The organism is Planktotalea sp. (assembly GCF_050633725.1).
Taxonomy (GTDB): Bacteria; Pseudomonadota; Alphaproteobacteria; order Rhodobacterales; family Rhodobacteraceae; genus Planktotalea.
In genome coordinates this window covers 25,531-42,973 of record NZ_JBOEHB010000012.1, presented here as the reverse complement: position 1 = coordinate 42,973, position 17,443 = coordinate 25,531, and the positions used below count along the sequence as shown (strand labels likewise).

Annotated in this window: 20 protein-coding genes; 15 read left to right on the top strand and 5 right to left on the bottom strand. The window is 55.4% G+C overall.

The window, feature by feature from the left end:
- The first annotated feature begins 95 nt into the window (after window positions 1-95).
- Window positions 96-1,499: an MATE family efflux transporter gene (locus ACRBCU_RS11245; RefSeq protein WP_431365477.1), complete on the top strand. Its 1,404-nt coding sequence runs from the start codon at window positions 96-98 to the stop codon at window positions 1,497-1,499.
- Here ACRBCU_RS11245 and ACRBCU_RS11240 read toward each other — a convergent pair.
- The gene (locus ACRBCU_RS11240) at window positions 1,496-2,047 is read right to left on the bottom strand and encodes a gamma-glutamylcyclotransferase family protein (protein ID WP_431365476.1); all 552 of its coding nucleotides are present in this window, start codon (window positions 2,045-2,047) and stop codon (window positions 1,496-1,498) included. The two genes, ACRBCU_RS11245 and ACRBCU_RS11240, sit on opposite strands and share 4 nt — an antisense overlap.
- 74 nt (window positions 2,048-2,121) lie before the next feature.
- Between ACRBCU_RS11240 and ACRBCU_RS11235 the strand changes: the two genes are divergently transcribed.
- Window positions 2,122-2,598, top strand: a complete 477-nt coding sequence (locus ACRBCU_RS11235) for an RrF2 family transcriptional regulator (RefSeq protein ID WP_431365475.1) — start codon at window positions 2,122-2,124, stop codon at window positions 2,596-2,598.
- Between the two features lie 4 nt (window positions 2,599-2,602).
- Here ACRBCU_RS11235 and ACRBCU_RS11230 read toward each other — a convergent pair whose 3' ends face one another.
- Both ACRBCU_RS11230 and ACRBCU_RS11225 read right to left on the bottom strand, forming a co-directional pair.
- Window positions 2,603-5,119 (bottom strand): ABC transporter permease, encoded by a 2,517-nt coding sequence (locus ACRBCU_RS11230; RefSeq protein WP_431365474.1) that lies wholly within the window; start codon window positions 5,117-5,119, stop codon window positions 2,603-2,605.
- Window positions 5,116-5,790, bottom strand: coding sequence for an ABC transporter ATP-binding protein (locus ACRBCU_RS11225; protein ID WP_431365473.1), 675 nt, complete (start codon window positions 5,788-5,790; stop codon window positions 5,116-5,118). Before ACRBCU_RS11225 ends, ACRBCU_RS11230 begins: the two co-directional genes overlap by 4 nt.
- A 30-nt stretch (window positions 5,791-5,820) precedes the next feature.
- Here ACRBCU_RS11225 and ACRBCU_RS11220 point away from each other — a divergent pair, with 30 nt between their 5' ends.
- A complete protein-coding gene (locus ACRBCU_RS11220) occupies window positions 5,821-6,519 on the top strand; it encodes an arylesterase (protein WP_431365472.1) in 699 nt (232 codons plus the stop codon).
- Between the two features lie 2 nt (window positions 6,520-6,521).
- Here the strand turns inward: ACRBCU_RS11220 and ACRBCU_RS11215 are convergent, their stop codons facing one another.
- Window positions 6,522-7,163: a TetR family transcriptional regulator C-terminal domain-containing protein gene (locus ACRBCU_RS11215; protein ID WP_431365471.1), complete on the bottom strand. Its 642-nt coding sequence runs from the start codon at window positions 7,161-7,163 to the stop codon at window positions 6,522-6,524.
- Window positions 7,164-7,329: 166 nt separating this feature from the next.
- On the opposite strand from ACRBCU_RS11215, the gene ACRBCU_RS11210 reads away from it, so the two are divergent.
- The 8 genes from ACRBCU_RS11210 to ACRBCU_RS11175 all read left to right on the top strand — a co-directional run bounded on the left by ACRBCU_RS11210 (window position 7,330) and on the right by ACRBCU_RS11175 (window position 14,490).
- The gene (locus ACRBCU_RS11210; RefSeq protein WP_431365470.1) at window positions 7,330-8,586 is read left to right on the top strand and encodes a Zn-dependent hydrolase; all 1,257 of its coding nucleotides are present in this window, start codon (window positions 7,330-7,332) and stop codon (window positions 8,584-8,586) included.
- The gene (locus tag ACRBCU_RS11205; protein WP_431365469.1) at window positions 8,583-8,822 is read left to right on the top strand and encodes a hypothetical protein; all 240 of its coding nucleotides are present in this window, start codon (window positions 8,583-8,585) and stop codon (window positions 8,820-8,822) included. The genes ACRBCU_RS11210 and ACRBCU_RS11205 overlap by 4 nt, the downstream gene beginning before the upstream one ends.
- A 37-nt stretch (window positions 8,823-8,859) precedes the next feature.
- Window positions 8,860-10,323: a dihydropyrimidinase gene (hydA, locus tag ACRBCU_RS11200; protein WP_431365468.1), complete on the top strand. Its 1,464-nt coding sequence runs from the start codon at window positions 8,860-8,862 to the stop codon at window positions 10,321-10,323.
- 15 nt (window positions 10,324-10,338) lie between these two features.
- Window positions 10,339-11,121: an ABC transporter ATP-binding protein gene (locus ACRBCU_RS11195; RefSeq protein ID WP_431365467.1), complete on the top strand. Its 783-nt coding sequence runs from the start codon at window positions 10,339-10,341 to the stop codon at window positions 11,119-11,121.
- A gap of 45 nt (window positions 11,122-11,166) precedes the next feature.
- Window positions 11,167-12,030, top strand: coding sequence for an ABC transporter permease (locus ACRBCU_RS11190; RefSeq protein WP_431365466.1), 864 nt, complete (start codon window positions 11,167-11,169; stop codon window positions 12,028-12,030).
- On the top strand, window positions 12,027-12,866 hold the full coding sequence (locus tag ACRBCU_RS11185; protein WP_431365465.1) for an ABC transporter permease: 840 nt from the start codon (window positions 12,027-12,029) through the stop codon (window positions 12,864-12,866). The genes ACRBCU_RS11190 and ACRBCU_RS11185 overlap by 4 nt, the downstream gene beginning before the upstream one ends.
- A 38-nt stretch (window positions 12,867-12,904) precedes the next feature.
- Window positions 12,905-13,894: an ABC transporter substrate-binding protein gene (locus ACRBCU_RS11180; protein ID WP_431365464.1), complete on the top strand. Its 990-nt coding sequence runs from the start codon at window positions 12,905-12,907 to the stop codon at window positions 13,892-13,894.
- Window positions 13,895-13,983: 89 nt separating this feature from the next.
- Entirely contained in the window at window positions 13,984-14,490 is a 507-nt protein-coding gene (locus ACRBCU_RS11175; protein ID WP_431365463.1) for a hypothetical protein, read from the top strand.
- 23 nt (window positions 14,491-14,513) lie between these two features.
- On the opposite strand, the gene ACRBCU_RS11170 is transcribed toward ACRBCU_RS11175, so the two are convergent.
- The gene (locus ACRBCU_RS11170; protein WP_431365462.1) at window positions 14,514-15,218 is read right to left on the bottom strand and encodes an endonuclease/exonuclease/phosphatase family protein; all 705 of its coding nucleotides are present in this window, start codon (window positions 15,216-15,218) and stop codon (window positions 14,514-14,516) included.
- 51 nt (window positions 15,219-15,269) lie between these two features.
- On the opposite strand from ACRBCU_RS11170, the gene ACRBCU_RS11165 reads away from it, so the two are divergent.
- The 4 genes from ACRBCU_RS11165 to sdhC all read left to right on the top strand — a co-directional run bounded on the left by ACRBCU_RS11165 (window position 15,270) and on the right by sdhC (window position 17,443).
- The gene (locus ACRBCU_RS11165) at window positions 15,270-15,923 is read left to right on the top strand and encodes a hypothetical protein (protein ID WP_431365461.1); all 654 of its coding nucleotides are present in this window, start codon (window positions 15,270-15,272) and stop codon (window positions 15,921-15,923) included.
- Between the two features lie 109 nt (window positions 15,924-16,032).
- A complete protein-coding gene (locus ACRBCU_RS11160; RefSeq protein ID WP_431365460.1) occupies window positions 16,033-16,746 on the top strand; it encodes a succinate dehydrogenase/fumarate reductase iron-sulfur subunit in 714 nt (237 codons plus the stop codon).
- Window positions 16,746-17,093, top strand: a complete 348-nt coding sequence (locus ACRBCU_RS11155) for a succinate dehydrogenase (protein ID WP_431365459.1) — start codon at window positions 16,746-16,748, stop codon at window positions 17,091-17,093. Before ACRBCU_RS11160 ends, ACRBCU_RS11155 begins: the two co-directional genes overlap by 1 nt.
- Window positions 17,090-17,443, top strand: coding sequence for a succinate dehydrogenase, cytochrome b556 subunit (gene sdhC, locus ACRBCU_RS11150; protein WP_431365458.1), 354 nt, complete (start codon window positions 17,090-17,092; stop codon window positions 17,441-17,443). The genes ACRBCU_RS11155 and sdhC overlap by 4 nt, the downstream gene beginning before the upstream one ends.

Here is a 17,443-nt window from a genome sequence, read left to right as displayed (position 1 = left end):
TTCTTTGCAAAAGAAATTGCAAATCTTCTTGCAAGAAGATTTGGTGCGCACTGTAGATGGGGCGGTATAGACCCTCCTGCCCAAAGGAGGGTCACATGTCCGATGCACAAGCCAAATTCCTAACAGGTTCGCTCTTCAAGCACGTCTCGGTGATGTCGCTCACCGCTTCGGTGGGTCTCATGGCGATCTTCTTTGTCGACTTTGTAGATATGATTTTCATCTCTATGCTGGGCAAGTCCGAACTTGCAGCGGCGGTCGGCTATGCGGGCGCAATCCTGTTTTTTACCTCCTCTTTCGGCATTGGCATGTCGATCTCAGCAGGCGCTTTAGTGGCGCGCGCGTTGGGTGCAGGAGATGAAGCTGAAGCCAAGCGCAAAGCCACCCACGCGTTGATTTATGGCGTGTTATTCGGTGCGGTATTTGCTGCCTTTGTTTGGTTCAATTTGGGCTTTTTGGTCTCCCTGCTTGGCGCGAGCGGGGAGACCCATGCGCTTGCGGTTCTCTACCTTCAAATCATTGTTCCTACGCTGCCATTCTTGATGATTGGTATGGTGGGAGGTGCAATTTTGCGCGCCCATGGCGATGCAAAACGCGCGATGATGGCAACGATTTATGGCGGCGGAGTCAATGCGGTGCTCGATCCGATCTTGATCTTCGGTCTCGACATGGAACTCACAGGCGCAGCCCTTGCGTCTGTCGCGGCGCGTCTCACAATGGCCGCTGTATCGCTCCGGCCTATCTTAAGGCATTACGGCGGTTTCGTGCGTCCAGAACTGCGCGATCTGATGATTGATCTACGCCCTGTTTTGGCCATCGCGTTTCCAGCGATATTGACACAACTGGCCACACCCATTGGCCAAGCTTATGTGACCCGAACCATGGCTGACTTCGGCGAAGCTGCAGTTGCGGGCATGGCGATTGTGGGGCGTCTCACACCTTTAGCGTTCGGCGTTATCTTCGCGCTCTCTGGCGCAGTTGGTCCGATCATTGGACAAAACTTCGGGGCAGGGCAGCATGATCGCGTGCGAGGCGGGTTTACTGCTGGCGTGGTCTTTGTCGGCATATTTGTGGTTTGCATGACCATTCTGCTTTTCTTGGCGCGCTCACCTATTGCGGATGTTTTCACAGCCACGGGCATCACACGCGAATTGGTCTATCTTTTTTGCGGCCCTCTCGCGCTGGTGTTCTTTTTCAATGGCCTGTTGTTTGTTGCTAATGCGAGCTTCAACAACCTTGGCCATCCCTATTATTCCACTTGGCTCAATTGGGGACGCCACACGCTTGGCACGATCCCTCTTGTGATCCTTGGGGCCGCTTGGTTCGGCGCACCTGGTGTTCTGATCGGGCAGGCCGTTGGCGGCGTTATCTTTGGCACGCTTTCAGCAATCCTCGCTTTGCGGGTCATGCGGAAGGTCGAAGGGGATGCAACCGCAATCGCCAAACCTGACCCTTTCGCGCGGCAGGCTCGCCTCATGCAGCGTAGCTCTTTCAGGCGTTAAGCGAGGATAATCTTGCACTCAAGCGCATCAATAGCTTGATCAACAAACTGCGTTTCGCGAGCAGATAAAACCTGGTGACGCGGATAATGCGGCGCGCGTCTGTCATCCAGAATAGGCGCGTCCCAGCCATGCGTTGTGGCAAAGAATAGCGCGGCACCTGCTTCTCCAAACTCGTTCAGATAGCCTTGGACGACGACATCAAGATAACTGAGCAGGATAGGGTGCGTCGCGGCGACTGAGGCCTTGTGAGGAATGGAATAGATCGCCGTTCCTTCATGCTCGCTTAGCGCGATCCTATCGTAGCCAGCCTCTCGATTATCCAAGGCAGTCCAATCACCGAGCGGGACTTCTGCGCTCAACCCCTGAATTTCGCACATCGGGTCCGGCACCGCCGTTAGAAACGCAAACTCGCGCAAGGCGGTATGTCGCCACAAACGCGCCCATCCTTTTACACGCGTGCGGCGTACCTCTGGATAGTCGTGCGTTGCCGTATTGACCAAGCTTCCGTACCCAAAGAACCGAGGCGTCACATTGCTTGCTTGATCCATATCAATGACGTTCCCCTTCGTTTGCTGGTACTTCAACACGTATACCGAGCGCTGCTTGACGGGAAGAGGATGTAATGCGCGTTACCAAAAGAACCAATATCGCAATGCGTGTGCTCATGTATTGCGCCGCAAATTCTGGGCATTTGGTGACCAAAGCGGACATTGCGAAATGTTGCAATGCTTCGGAAAACCATCTTGCGCAGGTCATTCACCAGCTTGCCCAGCTCAAATATTTGCATACTCAGCGCGGTCGAAATGGTGGGCTTACACTTGGCCGCGCTCAGCAAGACATTGCAATCGGCGATGTGTTCCGGGCGATAGAAGGCCCTGTTCCACTTGCTGAATGTTTTGCAGACACGGACGATACCTGCCCCTTGGTTGAATCCTGTCGTTTGCGCGGCGCGCTGACAGCCGCAGCCGAGAGTTTCTATTCGCATTTAGACGGCATTACGCTTGCTGATCTTGTGTGTGATAACACGCCTTTGCTTGATCTATTGACGGATGCGAAGTGCACCAAACCATCTTGCTCTTCCGCGATGGAAGTCGCTTAGCCTGTTATTCCTGCGATCTTAGGATGTGTGCTGGCCGCGCTCTCAAAGGGCGCCATGCAAAGGCTAATCCAGACACAAGCGTCGCGGCAGTGCCACCAAAAATGATCGCGGCGGCATTGCTCCAAATCACTTGATAGCTGGTTTCCATCACAAAGGTGCTCACGGCCCATCCGCCAAGTATGCCTGCGCCAAGCGCAACCAACCCTGAACCGGCCCCCAAGATTGCTGCGCGCAAAGCAAAACTAAACAAAATACGCCGACGCGTCGCGCCAAGTGTTTTTAGGATGGCTGCTTCAAAGGTGCGGGCTTGCTCGCCCGACGCAGACGCACCGATTAACACCAAGAGCCCTGTGAGCAAGGTGGCAGCAGCCCCATAACTGATCGCGGCGGCCAATCCTTCCAGCACGCTGGACACCCGCGCAATCGCATCACCGACGCGAATTGCAGTAATGTTTGGAAACTCGGTGCCAAGATCGCGCAGAATCTGCGCTTCACTTTCAGGCGTGGCATAAACGGTTGAGATAAAACTGTGCGGCGCCCCTGAAAGCGCGCTTGGGTTCATGGACATGATAAACCCGATGCCAGCCGTTGAGAAATCTACTTCTCGAAGGCTTGCAATAGTCGCGGTGATATCGCGCCCAAGGATGTTCACGGTTATCTGATCACCCAACTTTAGGTTCATTTCTTCGGCTTCTTCCGCCGCAAAGCTCACCAATGGCGCACCAGCGTAGTCGCGATCCCACCATTCACCGCTTAAAACGCGCGTGTTGTCAGGGACTTCGGTTGAGTAGGTGAGGCCGCGATCCCCTTCAAGAACCCAATGATCCCCTGCTACGTCACGCGCAGGTTGCCCATTGATCTGAGTGATAATCCCCCGCAACATGGGCGCGCTGTCAATTCGGCTCACTGCTGGATCGTTCTCTAGCCGCGCCAGATAGCCCTCCATCTGATCCTTTTGGATATCCACGAAAAAGTAGGACGGAGCGACGCTTGGCAGATCACGTGCGATTGCGCCGCGAAGGTTGCCGTCGATCTGGCCGACAGCCGCAAGAATGGACAGGCCAAGCCCGAGCGAAAGCACGACAGAGACCGCTTCTTTACGTGGGCCGGAAATCGCGCGTAATGCCCATCGCAGAGACGGGCGGCCGCGGCTCAAAGGAGCGGCGCGCCTTGCGATGAAACGGATCAGATGCGCGGCAAGAACCAGTAAAAGCAGCGCTCCCAATATGCCTGCCGCTGTCCATAACGTGAGGAACAGAGCGCCAGAAAACCAACTGGCAAAGCCAAGCAAGAGGGCAATCAAGAAACCTGTTGCCAGAACAAAGCGCAACGCAGGCAATCGCGCGCCGCCTTGAGCTGCATCCCGGAACAATGTGGCCGCGCGAATGTTTTCTGTGCGGGACAGGGGCCAGGTTGTGAAGATGAGCGCGGTTAAGACACCATAAAGTGCCGCTTCAAAAAGCGGCTTCGGGTAGATTGCGAATGCAGTGGGGATTGGCAGTCGCTCGGTTATCAAAGGGGCCAAAACGAGAGGCGCAAGCGCGCCTAATAAAAGACCAATAATGATACCGAGCAGGCTCAGCAGACCGATCTGAATAAAGTAGGTCTGGAAAATCACTCGGCGCTCCGCACCCAGCGTGCGCAGCGTAGCAATAACAGAGGTTTTTCCCTTTAGATAACTGTTCACAGCAGCGGACACGCCGACGCCACCGATTGCTAAACCAGATAGCCCGACCAGCACCAGAAACGCACCAAGACGCTCGACAAAGCGCGCAACGCCCGGCGCGCCATTGCGCGCATCTCGCCAGCGCATTCCACTTTTAGCTAGGCTTTCTTCGGCATTCTTACTCAGAAGGTCGAGGTTCGTGCCCTCCGCCAGCTTCAAACGGTATTTGCTCGAAAACAACGTCCCTGCATCGAGCAACCCTGACGCACTTAGCGCGCTTTTTAGAACGATGACGCGTGGCCCAAGGCCAAATCCACCGCCTGCACTATCAGGCTCATGGGTTAAGGCGGCGGTCAGTCTAAACTCCTGTGTGCCCAACTTGAAACTATCCCCGATCGACAGGCCAAGCCGATCAATGAGAACCCGCTCCATCACCGCTCCCGGCAAATCGCCTTGCCCTGCAAGTGCGTCGCTGATCGGCATTTCGGGATTTAGCCCAACCTCGCCGATCAACGGATAAAACTCATCGACTGCTTTTACTTGAGTCAATGCGCGTTGATCCCCGACCACAGCCATTGATCGAAAGTCCGCAATCTCGGAGATCTTCAGCGCGTTTGCCTGCATCCACGCGCGCTCCCCCTCATTTGCAAAACGATATGTCAGTTCTAATTCAGCGTCGCCGCCCAAGAGCGCGGCACCTTCGCGCGCCAGCCCAGCTTCGATTGAGGTTCTTACAGTTCCAACAGCCGCAATCGCTGCAACGCCTAAAGCAAGGCACGCCAGAAAAATGCGAAAGCCCTTGATCCCGCCGCGCAATTCGCGCCGTGCAAATGTGAACGCTAATGCGAGGCTCATTGCCCGGTGCCTTCGATTCGACCGTCCCGTAAACGCACGATTCGCTCACATCGCTCAGCAAGCGCATTGGAGTGGGTCACTAAAACCAATGTCGCCCCGTCGCGCGCTTGCAGTTCAAACAAAAGGTCCATGACAGCATTGCCATTGGCTTCATCCAGATTGCCCGTAGGTTCATCGGCCAACAAAACATCAGGTCGAACAACCATCACGCGGGCGAGGGCGACGCGCTGTTGCTCGCCCCCTGACATCTGGCTGGGATAGTGATCCGCGCGATGACTCAGGCCGACGGTTTCCAGCTCCGCTGCAGCTTTGGAAAAGGCGTCCTTGTCCCCCGCAAGCTCCAGCGGGGTCGCAACATTTTCTAACGCAGTCATCGTCGGAATGAGGTGAAAAGACTGAAACACCACGCCCATCGCGCGTCGACGAAATCGCGCTAGTTCGTCTTCGTCCATATGGGTGAGATCTTGTCCCAATGCGGTGACATGCCCTGCGCTCGCGCGCTCTAATCCGCCCATCAACATCAGCAAGGAAGATTTACCCGAACCTGAAGGTCCAACAAGCGCAAGTGAGCTGCCTTTTTCGACATCAAGCGTGATGCCATGCAGAATATCTACCCTGCCGGCATTGCCATCCAGAGAAAGCTGCGCATCTTTAAGGGAGAGAGAAAGCATTGGCGGTCGCCTGATTTGGGAGTGTTGTTTTTGAAATATGGGATTTTGAAAGGTGCCAACAAGGCGTTCGTTTCAATTGCGCTGATTTTTATACTGCTTGGCACACTTGCGCTGCCTGCTCGGGCTAACCCGCTTACCGTTGTCGCCTTTGGCGATAGTCTGACGCAGGGTTACGGCCTTCGCAGCGATGATGGTTTTGTACCTCAACTGGCGCAATGGCTGTATGACAACGGCGTGCAAAGCAGTGAGCTTCGTTTGATCAACGCGGGTGTGTCTGGGGATACTACAGCAGGGGGCGCTGCGCGGATCGAGTGGACGCTAACAGAGGATGTCGATGCCATGATCCTTGCGCTAGGTGGCAATGATTTATTGCGTGGCATTGACCCCGCGATCAGCCGCGCAAACCTTGAGAGAATTATCCAAGCGGCGAATGCGCGTGCAGTCCCTGTGTTGCTTGTTGGCTTGGTTGGCACGTCAAATTACGGGCCAGAATATAAAGCCGAATTCGACAAAATGTATCCCGAACTAAGCGCGCAACATAGCACGCTATATGCGCAGGACTTTTTCGCGGGATTGCTCGAGGCTGACGGCACAGTTGATCGCGATGCGGTGCGCGCGCGTATGCAAGCTGATGGTATTCATCCTAACCGCGAAGGCGTCCGTGATATCGTGCGCGGACTTGGACCTTCTGTTCTGGAACTGATCGATCGCGCGCGTAATGCGCGATAAATTCAAGGCGTTAGAAGTTTCGTGTAGAGCTGGGTAAGAAAGTCGCGCGCACCGAGTTCGCGGCGTTCTTTGTCGGGCATTAAAACCTGAATTTGTGCAGCAAAATCAGCGTAATGCTGCGTTGTGGCCCAAATAGAAAAGATCAGATGCGCAGGGTCGGATTTTGCGATTTTTCCCTGCTCCATCCAGTTGGCGATAACGCTCGTGCGATCGTCAAACAATGGATTTAGATCCGCCACCAGATGCGGCTCCATGCGCGGCGCGCCTTGCAGGATTTCGTTCGCAAACAGCCGGCTTTCGCGCGGTAATTCGATTGCCATGTCCAGTTTGCGATGCACGTACCCGATTAGCTCTTCTATCGGATCGCCGTTCGGGTCCATCTCTTTTAGCGGATCAAGCCAAGTCTCCATCAATTGGCTGAGCAACGTGACATGAATATCTTCTTTGCCGCCAAAGTAATAAAGGATGTTTGGCTTGCTCAAACCGGCGCCCGAAGCAATTTGATCCAGCGTTGATCCGCGATACCCGTGGCTAGAGAACACTTCCAATGCCGCATCCAGAATAAGCTTGCGATTGCGCTGCTGAATTCGGCTCGGAGCTTTCTTGGCTGCCTTTGTGCTGTCCGTCACAGTTTTCAAATCCATTTGCCTCATGCTTAGTATTTAGGCGTTCTCAAAGCAGCGCTCAAATGCGTTGCAAATCTCCACAAGTCAATCCTTGACAGAGTTAGCCCACATTGCAATCGTGTCTTTACCAAATGGTAAAAAAGTGACCGACCAGCCAAACGATTAGCAAGACGGGGGAAACGCCATGGCCGCACCGGGCGAGAATCTAAAGATCAATGGGGATCGGCTGTGGGATAGCCTCATGGAAATGGCCAAGATCGGCCCCGGTGTTGCGGGTGGCAACAATCGCCAAACGCTGACGGACGAAGACGCCGAAGGGCGCGCGCTCTTTCAAAAGTGGTGCGAGGATGCAGGTTGCACCATGGGTCTCGATAGTATGGGCAATATGTTCGCTGAAAAAGCGGGCAGTGATCCAAGCGCCTTGCCGGTTTATGTTGGCTCGCACCTAGATACCCAGCCGACGGGCGGCAAATATGACGGTGTTCTAGGCGTGCTTGGCGGCCTTGAAATCCTGCGCACGATGAATGATTTGGGGATCAAGACGAAGCATCCCATCGTTGTGACCAACTGGACCAATGAAGAAGGCACGCGCTATGCGCCTGCCATGCTCGCCTCTGGCGTTTTTGCAGGTGTTCACACCGAAGACTGGGCCTACGCGCGCGAAGATGCTGAGGGCAAAAGTTTCGGTTCCGAGCTGGAGCGCATTGGCTGGAAAGGCGAAGAGCCTGTCGGCGCGCGCAAAGACAAGATGCACGCGTTTTTTGAGCTGCACATCGAACAAGGGCCGATTCTCGAGGCCGAAGGCAAAGACATCGGCGTTGTTACGCACGGGCAGGGCCTGTCGTGGACGCAGGTGACGATCACGGGTAAAGACAGCCACACAGGATCGACCCCCATGCCCATGCGCAAGAACGCTGGGCTTGGCATGGCGAAGGTTCTGCAAAAGGTGGACGAGATCGCATGGTCGCACAAACCCCACGCCGTCGGCGCGGCTGGCCATATCGACGTTTACCCGAACTCGCGCAACGTGATCCCCGGCAGGGTGGTCTTCACGGTCGATTTCCGCTCGCCCGAGCTGTCGGTCATTGAGGACATGGAAGCGCGCCTGCGCGTTGAAGCCCAAGCGATTTGCGATGAGTTGGGGTTGTCAGTCGAATTTGAAAAGGTCGGCGGCTTCGATCCGGTCGCCTTTAACGAAACCTGTGTCACAGCCGTGCGTTCGGCAGCGGAGCGTCTCGGTTATTCCCACATGAACCTGATTTCTGGCGCGGGGCACGATGCGTGCTGGATCAACCAATGTACGCCGACGGCGATGGTCATGTGCCCTTGTGTTGATGGGTTATCGCACAATGAAGCAGAAGAAATTTCCAAAGAATGGGCGACAGCGGGAACTGATGTTTTGATGCACGCCGTTCTGGAAACAGCGGAGATTTTGACATGAAAAAGCTTGGACTCGCCTGCATGCTGGCTCTTTTTGGGTCAAGTGTTGCGGCCCATGAATATCACCGCTGGAGCGGGCCTTTGCCAGCGTTGGTTGAACAGAACTTGCCAGCAGATATCCCCGCGTCCGATGTTTTGGTGAAGGATGGCTGCTTTTTCTATCTCTATGAAGGGCAAGTTTTTCAACTTCTTAACGGAAACTCTGGGGCCGCAGGTCTGCCGATTTGCATCGGCTGACGGGCCAATGCACACTAACTAGCTAAGGGATAGAATGATGGGCACCAAAGTAATCAAAGGCGGCATGGTCTGCACAGCAGATCGCACGTGGAAAGCTGACGTTCTGATCGAGGGCGAAGTGATCAAGCAGATCGGCGAGGACCTGAAGGGCGACGAATATATCGACGCGGAGGGCGCCTATGTGATCCCCGGCGGCATTGATCCCCACACCCATCTCGAGATGCCGTTCATGGGCACCACCGCTGCTGAAACATTCGAGACAGGCACATGGGCCGCCGCAACAGGCGGCACCACGATGATCGTTGATTTCTGCCTGCCCGGCGAGGACGGCGATCTGAAGAACGCGATCAATGAATGGCACCGCAAATCCGCGCCGCAAATCTGCTCTGACGTTGGCTATCACATGGCAATCACGGGTTGGGATGAGGGTGTTTTCAACGGCATGAAAGACGCCGTCGATATGGGCGTCAACAGCTTCAAACATTTCATGGCCTACAAAGGTGCCTTGATGATTGAGGACGATGAAATGTTCGCCTCTTTCAAGCGTTGCCGCGAGCTGGGCGCTTTGCCAATGGTGCATGCGGAGAACGGCGATCTCGTCGCTGAGATGCAACAAAAGTACTTTGACGAGGGCATGACAGGCCCAGAGGGCCACGCCTATTCCCGCCCGCCTGAGTTCGAGGGCGAAGCCGCCAACCGCGCGATCACCATTGCCGATTGCGCAGGCACGCCGCTCTACATCGTTCATGTTTCTTGCGAGCAAGCGCATGAAGCCATCCGCCGCGCGCGCCAAAAAGGCATGCGCGTTTATGGTGAGCCATTGATCCAATTCCTGACGCTCGATGAAACCGAGTATTTCCACCAAGATTGGGACCACGCCGCGCGCCGCGTCATGTCGCCTCCCTTCCGCAATAAGGAACATCAGGACAGCCTTTGGGCGGGTCTGCAAGCGGGCTCCCTGCAAGTGGTTGCCACCGACCACGCGGCCTTCACGACCGAGCAAAAACGCGCTGGCCGCGATGATTTCCGCATCATTCCGAATGGCTCGAATGGGCTAGAAGAACGCCTCGCGGTGCTCTGGACCGAGGGCGTGGAAACAGGCCGTCTCACGCCGAACGAGTTCGTGGCAGCGACGTCCACAAACGCGGCCAAAATCCTCAACATCTACCCCAAGAAAGGCGCGATTGTTGAAGGCGCGGACGCGGATATCGTGGTTTGGGATCCGAAAATCAGCAAAACGATCAGCCCCGCGAACCACCATTCGATCCTTGATTATAACGTGTTCGAAGGCTTCGACGTTACCGCTCAGGCGCGCTACACGCTGAACCGCGGCGAGGTCATCTGGGCATGGGGTCAAAACAGCCAACCCCAGCCGGGCCGTGGGCGTTTCATCCCGCGTCCAGCCTTTGCGGCGCCCAATGTTGCGCTCTCCAAATGGAAAGAGCTGAACGCACCGAAGATGATCAAACGCGATCCGATGAACATTCCCGCAGGCATCTAAAGCAAGGCGCAGACATTGAGCAAAGACACTATCATCAGCGCTAAGGACCTTAGCCTGACATTCCAGACCAACGACGGGCCAGTGCATGCGCTCAAGGATGTGTCATTGGACATTCACAAGGGCGATTTCGTCAGCTTTATCGGCCCGTCGGGTTGCGGCAAAACCACGTTTTTGCGGGTCATGGCCGACTTGGAACAGCCGACCTCTGGCGAGATAACCGTCAATGGTGTCAGCCCCGAAGAGGCCCGCCGCGCGCGTGCTTATGGCTATGTGTTTCAGGCCGCAGGGCTTTATCCATGGCGCACGATTGGCGGCAACATTCGCCTGCCGCTGGAGATCATGGGCTATGACAAGTCCGATCAAGCAGAACGTGTGAAGCGGGTTCTGGAACTGGTTGAACTCGACGGATTTGAGAAGAAATTCCCATGGCAGCTCTCTGGTGGCATGCAGCAGCGCGCCTCCATCGCGCGAGCGCTGGCGTTCGATGCGGACATTTTGCTAATGGATGAACCCTTTGGCGCGCTGGATGAAATCGTGCGCGACCATCTGAACGAGCAATTGCTCCACCTCTGGGATCGCACGCAAAAGACCATCGCTTTTGTCACGCACTCCATTCCTGAAGCAGTCTACCTATCCACCAAAATTGTCGTCATGTCCCCGCGCCCGGGCCGCATTGCCGATGTGATAGAAAGCACATTGCCGCGCGAGCGTCCGCTCGATATTCGCGACAGCCCCGAATTCATCGAAATCGCCCACCGCGTGCGCGAAGGCCTAAGGGCGGGGCATAGCGATGACTAGATCAGTGGAGTGGCAATTTGGCGTTGTGCGAATGGGCTGGCAGCTATGAAAAACCTATTGCCCATTCTCACCGTTGTCGCCGCGATCATTGCGCTTTGGTATGGGGCTGCCGTTTGGCTCAACGCGCCATGGGCCTATGACAAGGCACAGCGCGCCGAGGTGCAGCTTTCCACGGGCGAATTGATCGCCGACACATGGTCGCAAAAGAAGCCCAAGCTGCCTGCGCCGCATCAGGTTACGCGCGAGATTTGGAAGACCACTGTAGAAAAGAAGATCACCTCCAAACGCTCGCTGATTTACCATTCGTGGATCACCCTTAGCGCGACGCTTCTGGGGTTCGCACTTGGCGCGGTCCTTGGTATCGCATTGGCCGTCGGCATCGTCTTCAACCGCACAATGGACATGAGCGTGATGCCGTGGATCATCACTTCGCAGACCATTCCGATCCTCGCCGTTGCCCCGATGATTATCGTGGTTCTGAACGCGATTGGCATTCAAGGCCTGCTGCCCAAGGCGATTATTTCAATGTATTTGTCGTTCTTCCCGGTGGTCGTCGGCATGGTCAAAGGGCTGCGCTCGCCTGATCATATGCAGCTCGATCAGATGCGCACATGGAATGCGAGCGGCGCGCAAACCTTCTGGCGTTTGCGTCTGCCGTCCTCTATGCCCTACCTCTTTACGTCGCTCAAAATTGCCATGGCAGCGGCAATCGTCGGCGCAATCGTGGGTGAACTTCCTACAGGAGCAGTTGCTGGCCTTGGCGCGCGTCTCTTGGCGGGTAGCTATTACGGACAAACCATCCAAATCTGGAGCGCACTTCTGGTGGCCGCTGCTCTTGCCGCTTCGCTCGTGGCAATTATTGGGCTGATCCAGCGCATCACCCTTAAACGTATGGGGATGGCGCAATGACTTGGCTATTTGCAGGGGCAGTTTTCTGGGCGCTTGGCTGGTACGCAAACGTGCGCCTGTCCGCGCTGCCCAAGTCGCGCGCAACATCTCTTTTGGTTCCGATCATCTTCGGCGTAACGCTTCTAATCATTTGGGAATGCGTCGTTCGCGGATTCCAAATCCAACAAGTGCTTTTGCCCGCGCCCTCTGTCATCGCAGCACGCTTCGCCGCCTCCCTCGACATACTGTGGCAGGACTGGGTTCAAACCGTGCTCAAGGGCATGATGAGCGGATATATCATCGGCTGCCTCGCGGCCTTCGCGACAGCGCTTGCCGTTGATCGCTTCGATTTCCTCAAACGGGGCCTCTTGCCGGTTGGCAACTTCGCCGCGGCGCTCCCCATCATCGGGATGGCCCCCATTCTGGTGATGTGGTTCGGCTTCGACTGGCAATCCAAAGCTGCCGTGGTGGTCGTGATGATCTTCTTCCCGATCCTCGTGAACACCGTGCAAGGCCTCGCGTCCAGTGATGCGATGCAACGCGATCTGATGCGCACCTATGCAGCAGGCTATTGGAAAACCCTCTTTAAACTGCGCCTGCCTATGGCGCTTCCGTTCATCTTCAACGGGTTGAAAATCGCGACCACATTGGCGCTGATCGGGGCCATCGTGGCCGAGTTCTTCGGCTCGCCCATCCGTGGCATGGGCTTTCGTATTTCCACAAGCGTCGGCCAATTGGCGCTTGATCTGGTCTGGGCAGAAATCGTGGTCGCAGCGATCACCGGATCAGTATTCTACGGCGGAATGGCACTGCTGGAACGCAAATGGACGTTCTGGCATCCGTCACAACGAGGTTGAGCAAAACGATTATAAAACAACCAACTAGGAGAGAAAAAATGAAAGTACTTTCAAAATGGGTCGGCGCTGCTGCCCTCGGCGCGATGTCAACGATGGCGCAGGCCGCTGACGATTTGACACTACAACTCAAGTGGGTCACGCAAGCGCAATTCGCGGGCTACTACGTCGCGCTCGACAAGGGCTTTTACAGCGACGAAGACCTCAACGTGACGATCAAGCCCGGTGGCCCTGACATCGCTCCAACGCAGGTTCTTGCGGGTGGCGGCGCGGATGTCTCCGTTGACTGGATGCCAGCGGCCCTCGCGGCGCGCGAGAAGGGCCTGCCGATGGTCAACATCGCCCAGCCGTTCAAATCCTCTGGCATGATGCTGACCTGCCGCAAGGACGCGGGCATTTCCTCTACGGATGATTTCGCAGGCAAAACGCTGGGCGTTTGGTTCTTCGGCAACGAATTCCCCTTCCTCAGCTGGATGAGCAAACTGGGCCTTGCCACGGACGGCTCTGACGGCGGCGTCACGGTTCTCAAGCAAGGTTTCAACGTCGATCCACTGCTGCAAAAGCAAGCGGCTTGCGTGTCCACAATGACCTACAATGAGTACTGGCAGGTGATTGACGCGGGCCTTTCGCCTGACGATCTGATGGTGTTCAAATACGAAGACCAAGGTGTCGCTACGCTTGAGGACGGCCTCTATGTGCTGGAAGACAAGCTCGCGGAAGAGGGCATGGAAGACAAGCTGGTGCGCTTCGTGCGCGCATCCATGAAGGGTTGGAAATACGCGGAAGCGAACCCGGATGAGGCGGCTGAAATCGTGCTCGACAACGATGCATCAGGCGCTCAAACAGAAGAGCACCAGAAACGCATGATGGGCGAGATTGCCAAGCTGACCGCAGGCTCCAATGGTGCATTGGTCGAAGCCGATTACGAGCGCACGGTTCAATCCTTGCTCTCAGGTGGCTCCGACCCTGTGATCACCAAAGCGCCTGAAGGCGCATGGACACATGCGATCACGGACAAAGCGCTGAACTAAGCGCTAATTGTCAAAAAGCTAAAGAAGGCCGCTCCAAAGGGGTGGCCTTTTCTGTTATGTGAGGTGCCAAATTCATTGGGGGGATTGTCGTGGAAATTGGTGCAACCGTTGTCGTAAACGACAAAATGCAACGCGATTACATTTACAAAATTTCAGCGCCGCTTGGTGATGTGAAATCGGATGTTTTTGCCCCATATTTTTCACCACAAGAGATGCTCGAAATGGGTGTTTTCGAAGGGAAATATTGCAATGATTGCACGGGTGAATTCCCCGAGAGCTGGTTTCAAAACGCAAAACTGAGTACGCGCGCAGACCCGTCAGTAAATTATTTTGCGATAAAAAGTCGGCAGCCACTATCTGTTTGGCAGCAAAAGGGATGGATTTTGGAACCTGATCCCAGAGGGTGGTTCCAATGGTATTGCCGCTATTTTCTTGGCCGTCGGTTGCCGATGGTAGACGCGGTGCAGATCAAACGCTGGCGCGGTTTTGCGCGCCATGCTGGGCAAGTCAGAGCAAATTGCCAGCCAGCCGATATCTTCTGCCGACCCCGTCAAAGACAGGCGCTGCTACAGTGGTCTTACGATCCGCTCATCTAACGAAATAAATCGCGATCTATTCTTCACGCCACCCGCACATCCGCCCAAATTGGCAAATGATCCGAGGCGCGGCGGGCGCGTTTACTTTCATCGACACCAGCGTCGGCAACCTTAATCCCGCCCCGATGCGCTATCTTATCGAGCGCGGCAATCGGGCGGGCGGCGTGGAAGGAATGACCGGGACTGAGCAAATCAAAATCCTCCTCCAACGGCTCAAATCCACGCTTGGTGGACCACTCGTTAAAATCACCCATGATCATCGCATCACGAGAGCCAGACAGCTCAGAGACCAACGTTTCCAGCTGACGCAGCCTGTGTCGCCGCGCAAGGCCAAGATGGGTGGCGATCACTGTCACAGGCCTTGGCATATCCAGATCAAACCGCACCGCACCGCGCGGCTCCAAGCCCGGCAGGGCAATGCGCGCGATGTTTTTTGCATGCAAACCTTTGCGCATCAACACGGCATTGCCATGCCAGCCAAGGCTCACATCATTCGTGGCAACGTTAAGCACTTCAAAATCGGTCTCATGCTCAATCAACCGCCGCGGCAATGCAGAGGGGCGTGCACCAAGGCGCATGTCCGCTTCCTGCAACGCCACTACGTCGGCTTCCAAGCAATTGATTACGTCAAGAACGCGATGCGGATCGCGGCGCTGATCAAGTCCTTTGGCTTTGCGAATATTGTAACTCGCAAAACGAAGGCTCTTTGGTTCGTTTTGGGCTGTCATAGGGTATATATATGAAGAAACCTGCAAGAAAGAAGGGAGCGTCCAACCAAAATGCATCTCACGAAGGGACATAGCCGCGTCATGTTGGTGCTTTGGGGCGCATTGCTCTTAACAGCGCTCATTGCTCTTGGATTGGGGAGATGGGACCTTTCGTTCGTCTCATTTGCTACTTTCGCGCTCGCGGTAGCTCCGGCCCTCTTGGCAAAGCGGTATGCAATCACTTTGCCTTTACCGTTTCTGATCGCAACGACCTTGTTCGTGTTTGCATCTGTGTTTCTTGGCGAAGCCTTTGGGTTTTATGATCGCTTATGGTGGTGGGATATCGCGCTGCACGGCTCCTCAGCGGTCGCATTCGGTCTGTTTGGTTTCTTGTTTATTCTCACGATTTTCGAAGGCGATAGATTTGCAGCGCCGCACGTGGCCATATGCTTTTTGTCGTTCTGCTTGGCGATGACCGTCGGCAGCTTATGGGAAATCTTTGAATATGGCATGGATCGTGGCTTTGGGCTGAACATGCAGAAAAGCGGCCTAGACGACACGATGAGCGATCTTATCGTGGACGCAATGGGTGCAAGCATCGGAGCGCTTAGCGGATATTCCTATCTAAAGGGCCGCGAACGCCGTTTGCTCGCGCCCTTGGTTCGCCAGTTTGTCGAAGCAAACCGTCGCCTATACCAAAACGCGCGCAAAAGGATTGGGCGTTAAGCTTAAGTAAGCGTTGCTTTCAGAAACTTAAAGGAAATGTAGGCTTACTAAAGCCCAGCTAAGCGCTGTAGACTGCCGAAGCGAGAAAACCAATGGATACTCAATCGGCATGACCTCAGACGTCTTAAAGGTAACGATAGATCGCGGTCAGCAGGGCGATGCGACCTTTGATGTTCCTGCCTTTGAAAACCAGACCGTGCTCGATGTCGTCTCTTGGGTGCAGCAGAACGCCGATCCGACCCTGAGCTATCGCTTCGCCTGCCGCGTCGGCATGTGCGGAAGCTGCGCGATGATGGTGAATGGCGTGCCGCGATGGACCTGCCGAACACATATGTCAAAGGTGTTGAACGGTAATGCCGTGACCATAGGTCCGTTGCGAAACTTGCCGCTGATCAAGGACTTGGTCGTCGATATGGACCCATTCTTTGACAAATGGATCGCTGCCGAAGGCGTGCATCACGGCGCGCTCACACGTGACGATCCCATCTCTGCGATAGATGAACAAAGCGCGCATCGCGTAGAAGCAAATGCAGGCATCGAGTGCATCAATTGCTCTGTCTGCTATGCCGCTTGCGATACCGTTGCGGGCAATCCCGACTACCTTGGCCCCGCTGCTTTGCAACGGGCGTGGACACTGCTCAATGATGCAAAAGATGAAGGGCGCACCGCGATCTTAGACGCGGTGTCAGGCAAAGGTGGATGCCACAATTGCCACTCCATGGGCTCCTGCACCGCCTATTGCCCCAATGATCTTGACCCGATGTCTGCCATTTCGGGTCTGAAACGCGAAACTGCAAAATCCTTCTTCAAACGGAGCGGCTGATGCTCAACTTGCGCCTCTATATGCTGCAACGGATCACCGCGCTTTTGATGGCTCCGCTGGTGCTGGGACATTTGGCGGTCATGATCTACGCGATCCAGAACGGTCTAAGCACCGCAGAAATTCTAGGCAGAACGCAAGGGTCCGCTCTGTGGTTCCTGTTCTACGGAACCTTCGTTCTCGCAGTCTCAATTCATGGCGCTATCGGTCTGCGCACGGTCTTTCACGAATGGGGCGGCATAAAAGGGCCTGCGCTGGAAACGCTTATGTGGGCAATCGGCATCGCCCTTTTTGCCCTAGGCGCACGCGCGGTTTGGGCGGTGACGTTTGCAACAGGATTAGGCGCATGAGGGCGGCAAAAGGCATCACATCGCGCGCGCACCCGCTATGGCTGGCCTACATCCTGCACCGTATCTCGGGCGTCGGTTTGGCACTTTTCCTACCGCTACATTTTTGGGTGCTGGCGATGGCGATGACCAACCCAGAACGGCTCGACGGTTTTTTGCATCTGACGGAAAACGGCGTGGTAAAACTGGCAGAAGTCGCGCTCGTCTTTGGATTAGCAGTGCACATGTTCGGCGGCTTGCGCCTTATGGCGATGGAATTCCTGCCGTGGAGCGCTTCGCAAAAGTCCCTTGCCGCCGGCGCGACAGCGATCTCCTTCCTCATCGCAGCTTTGTTTTTCATGAAGGCCATTTGA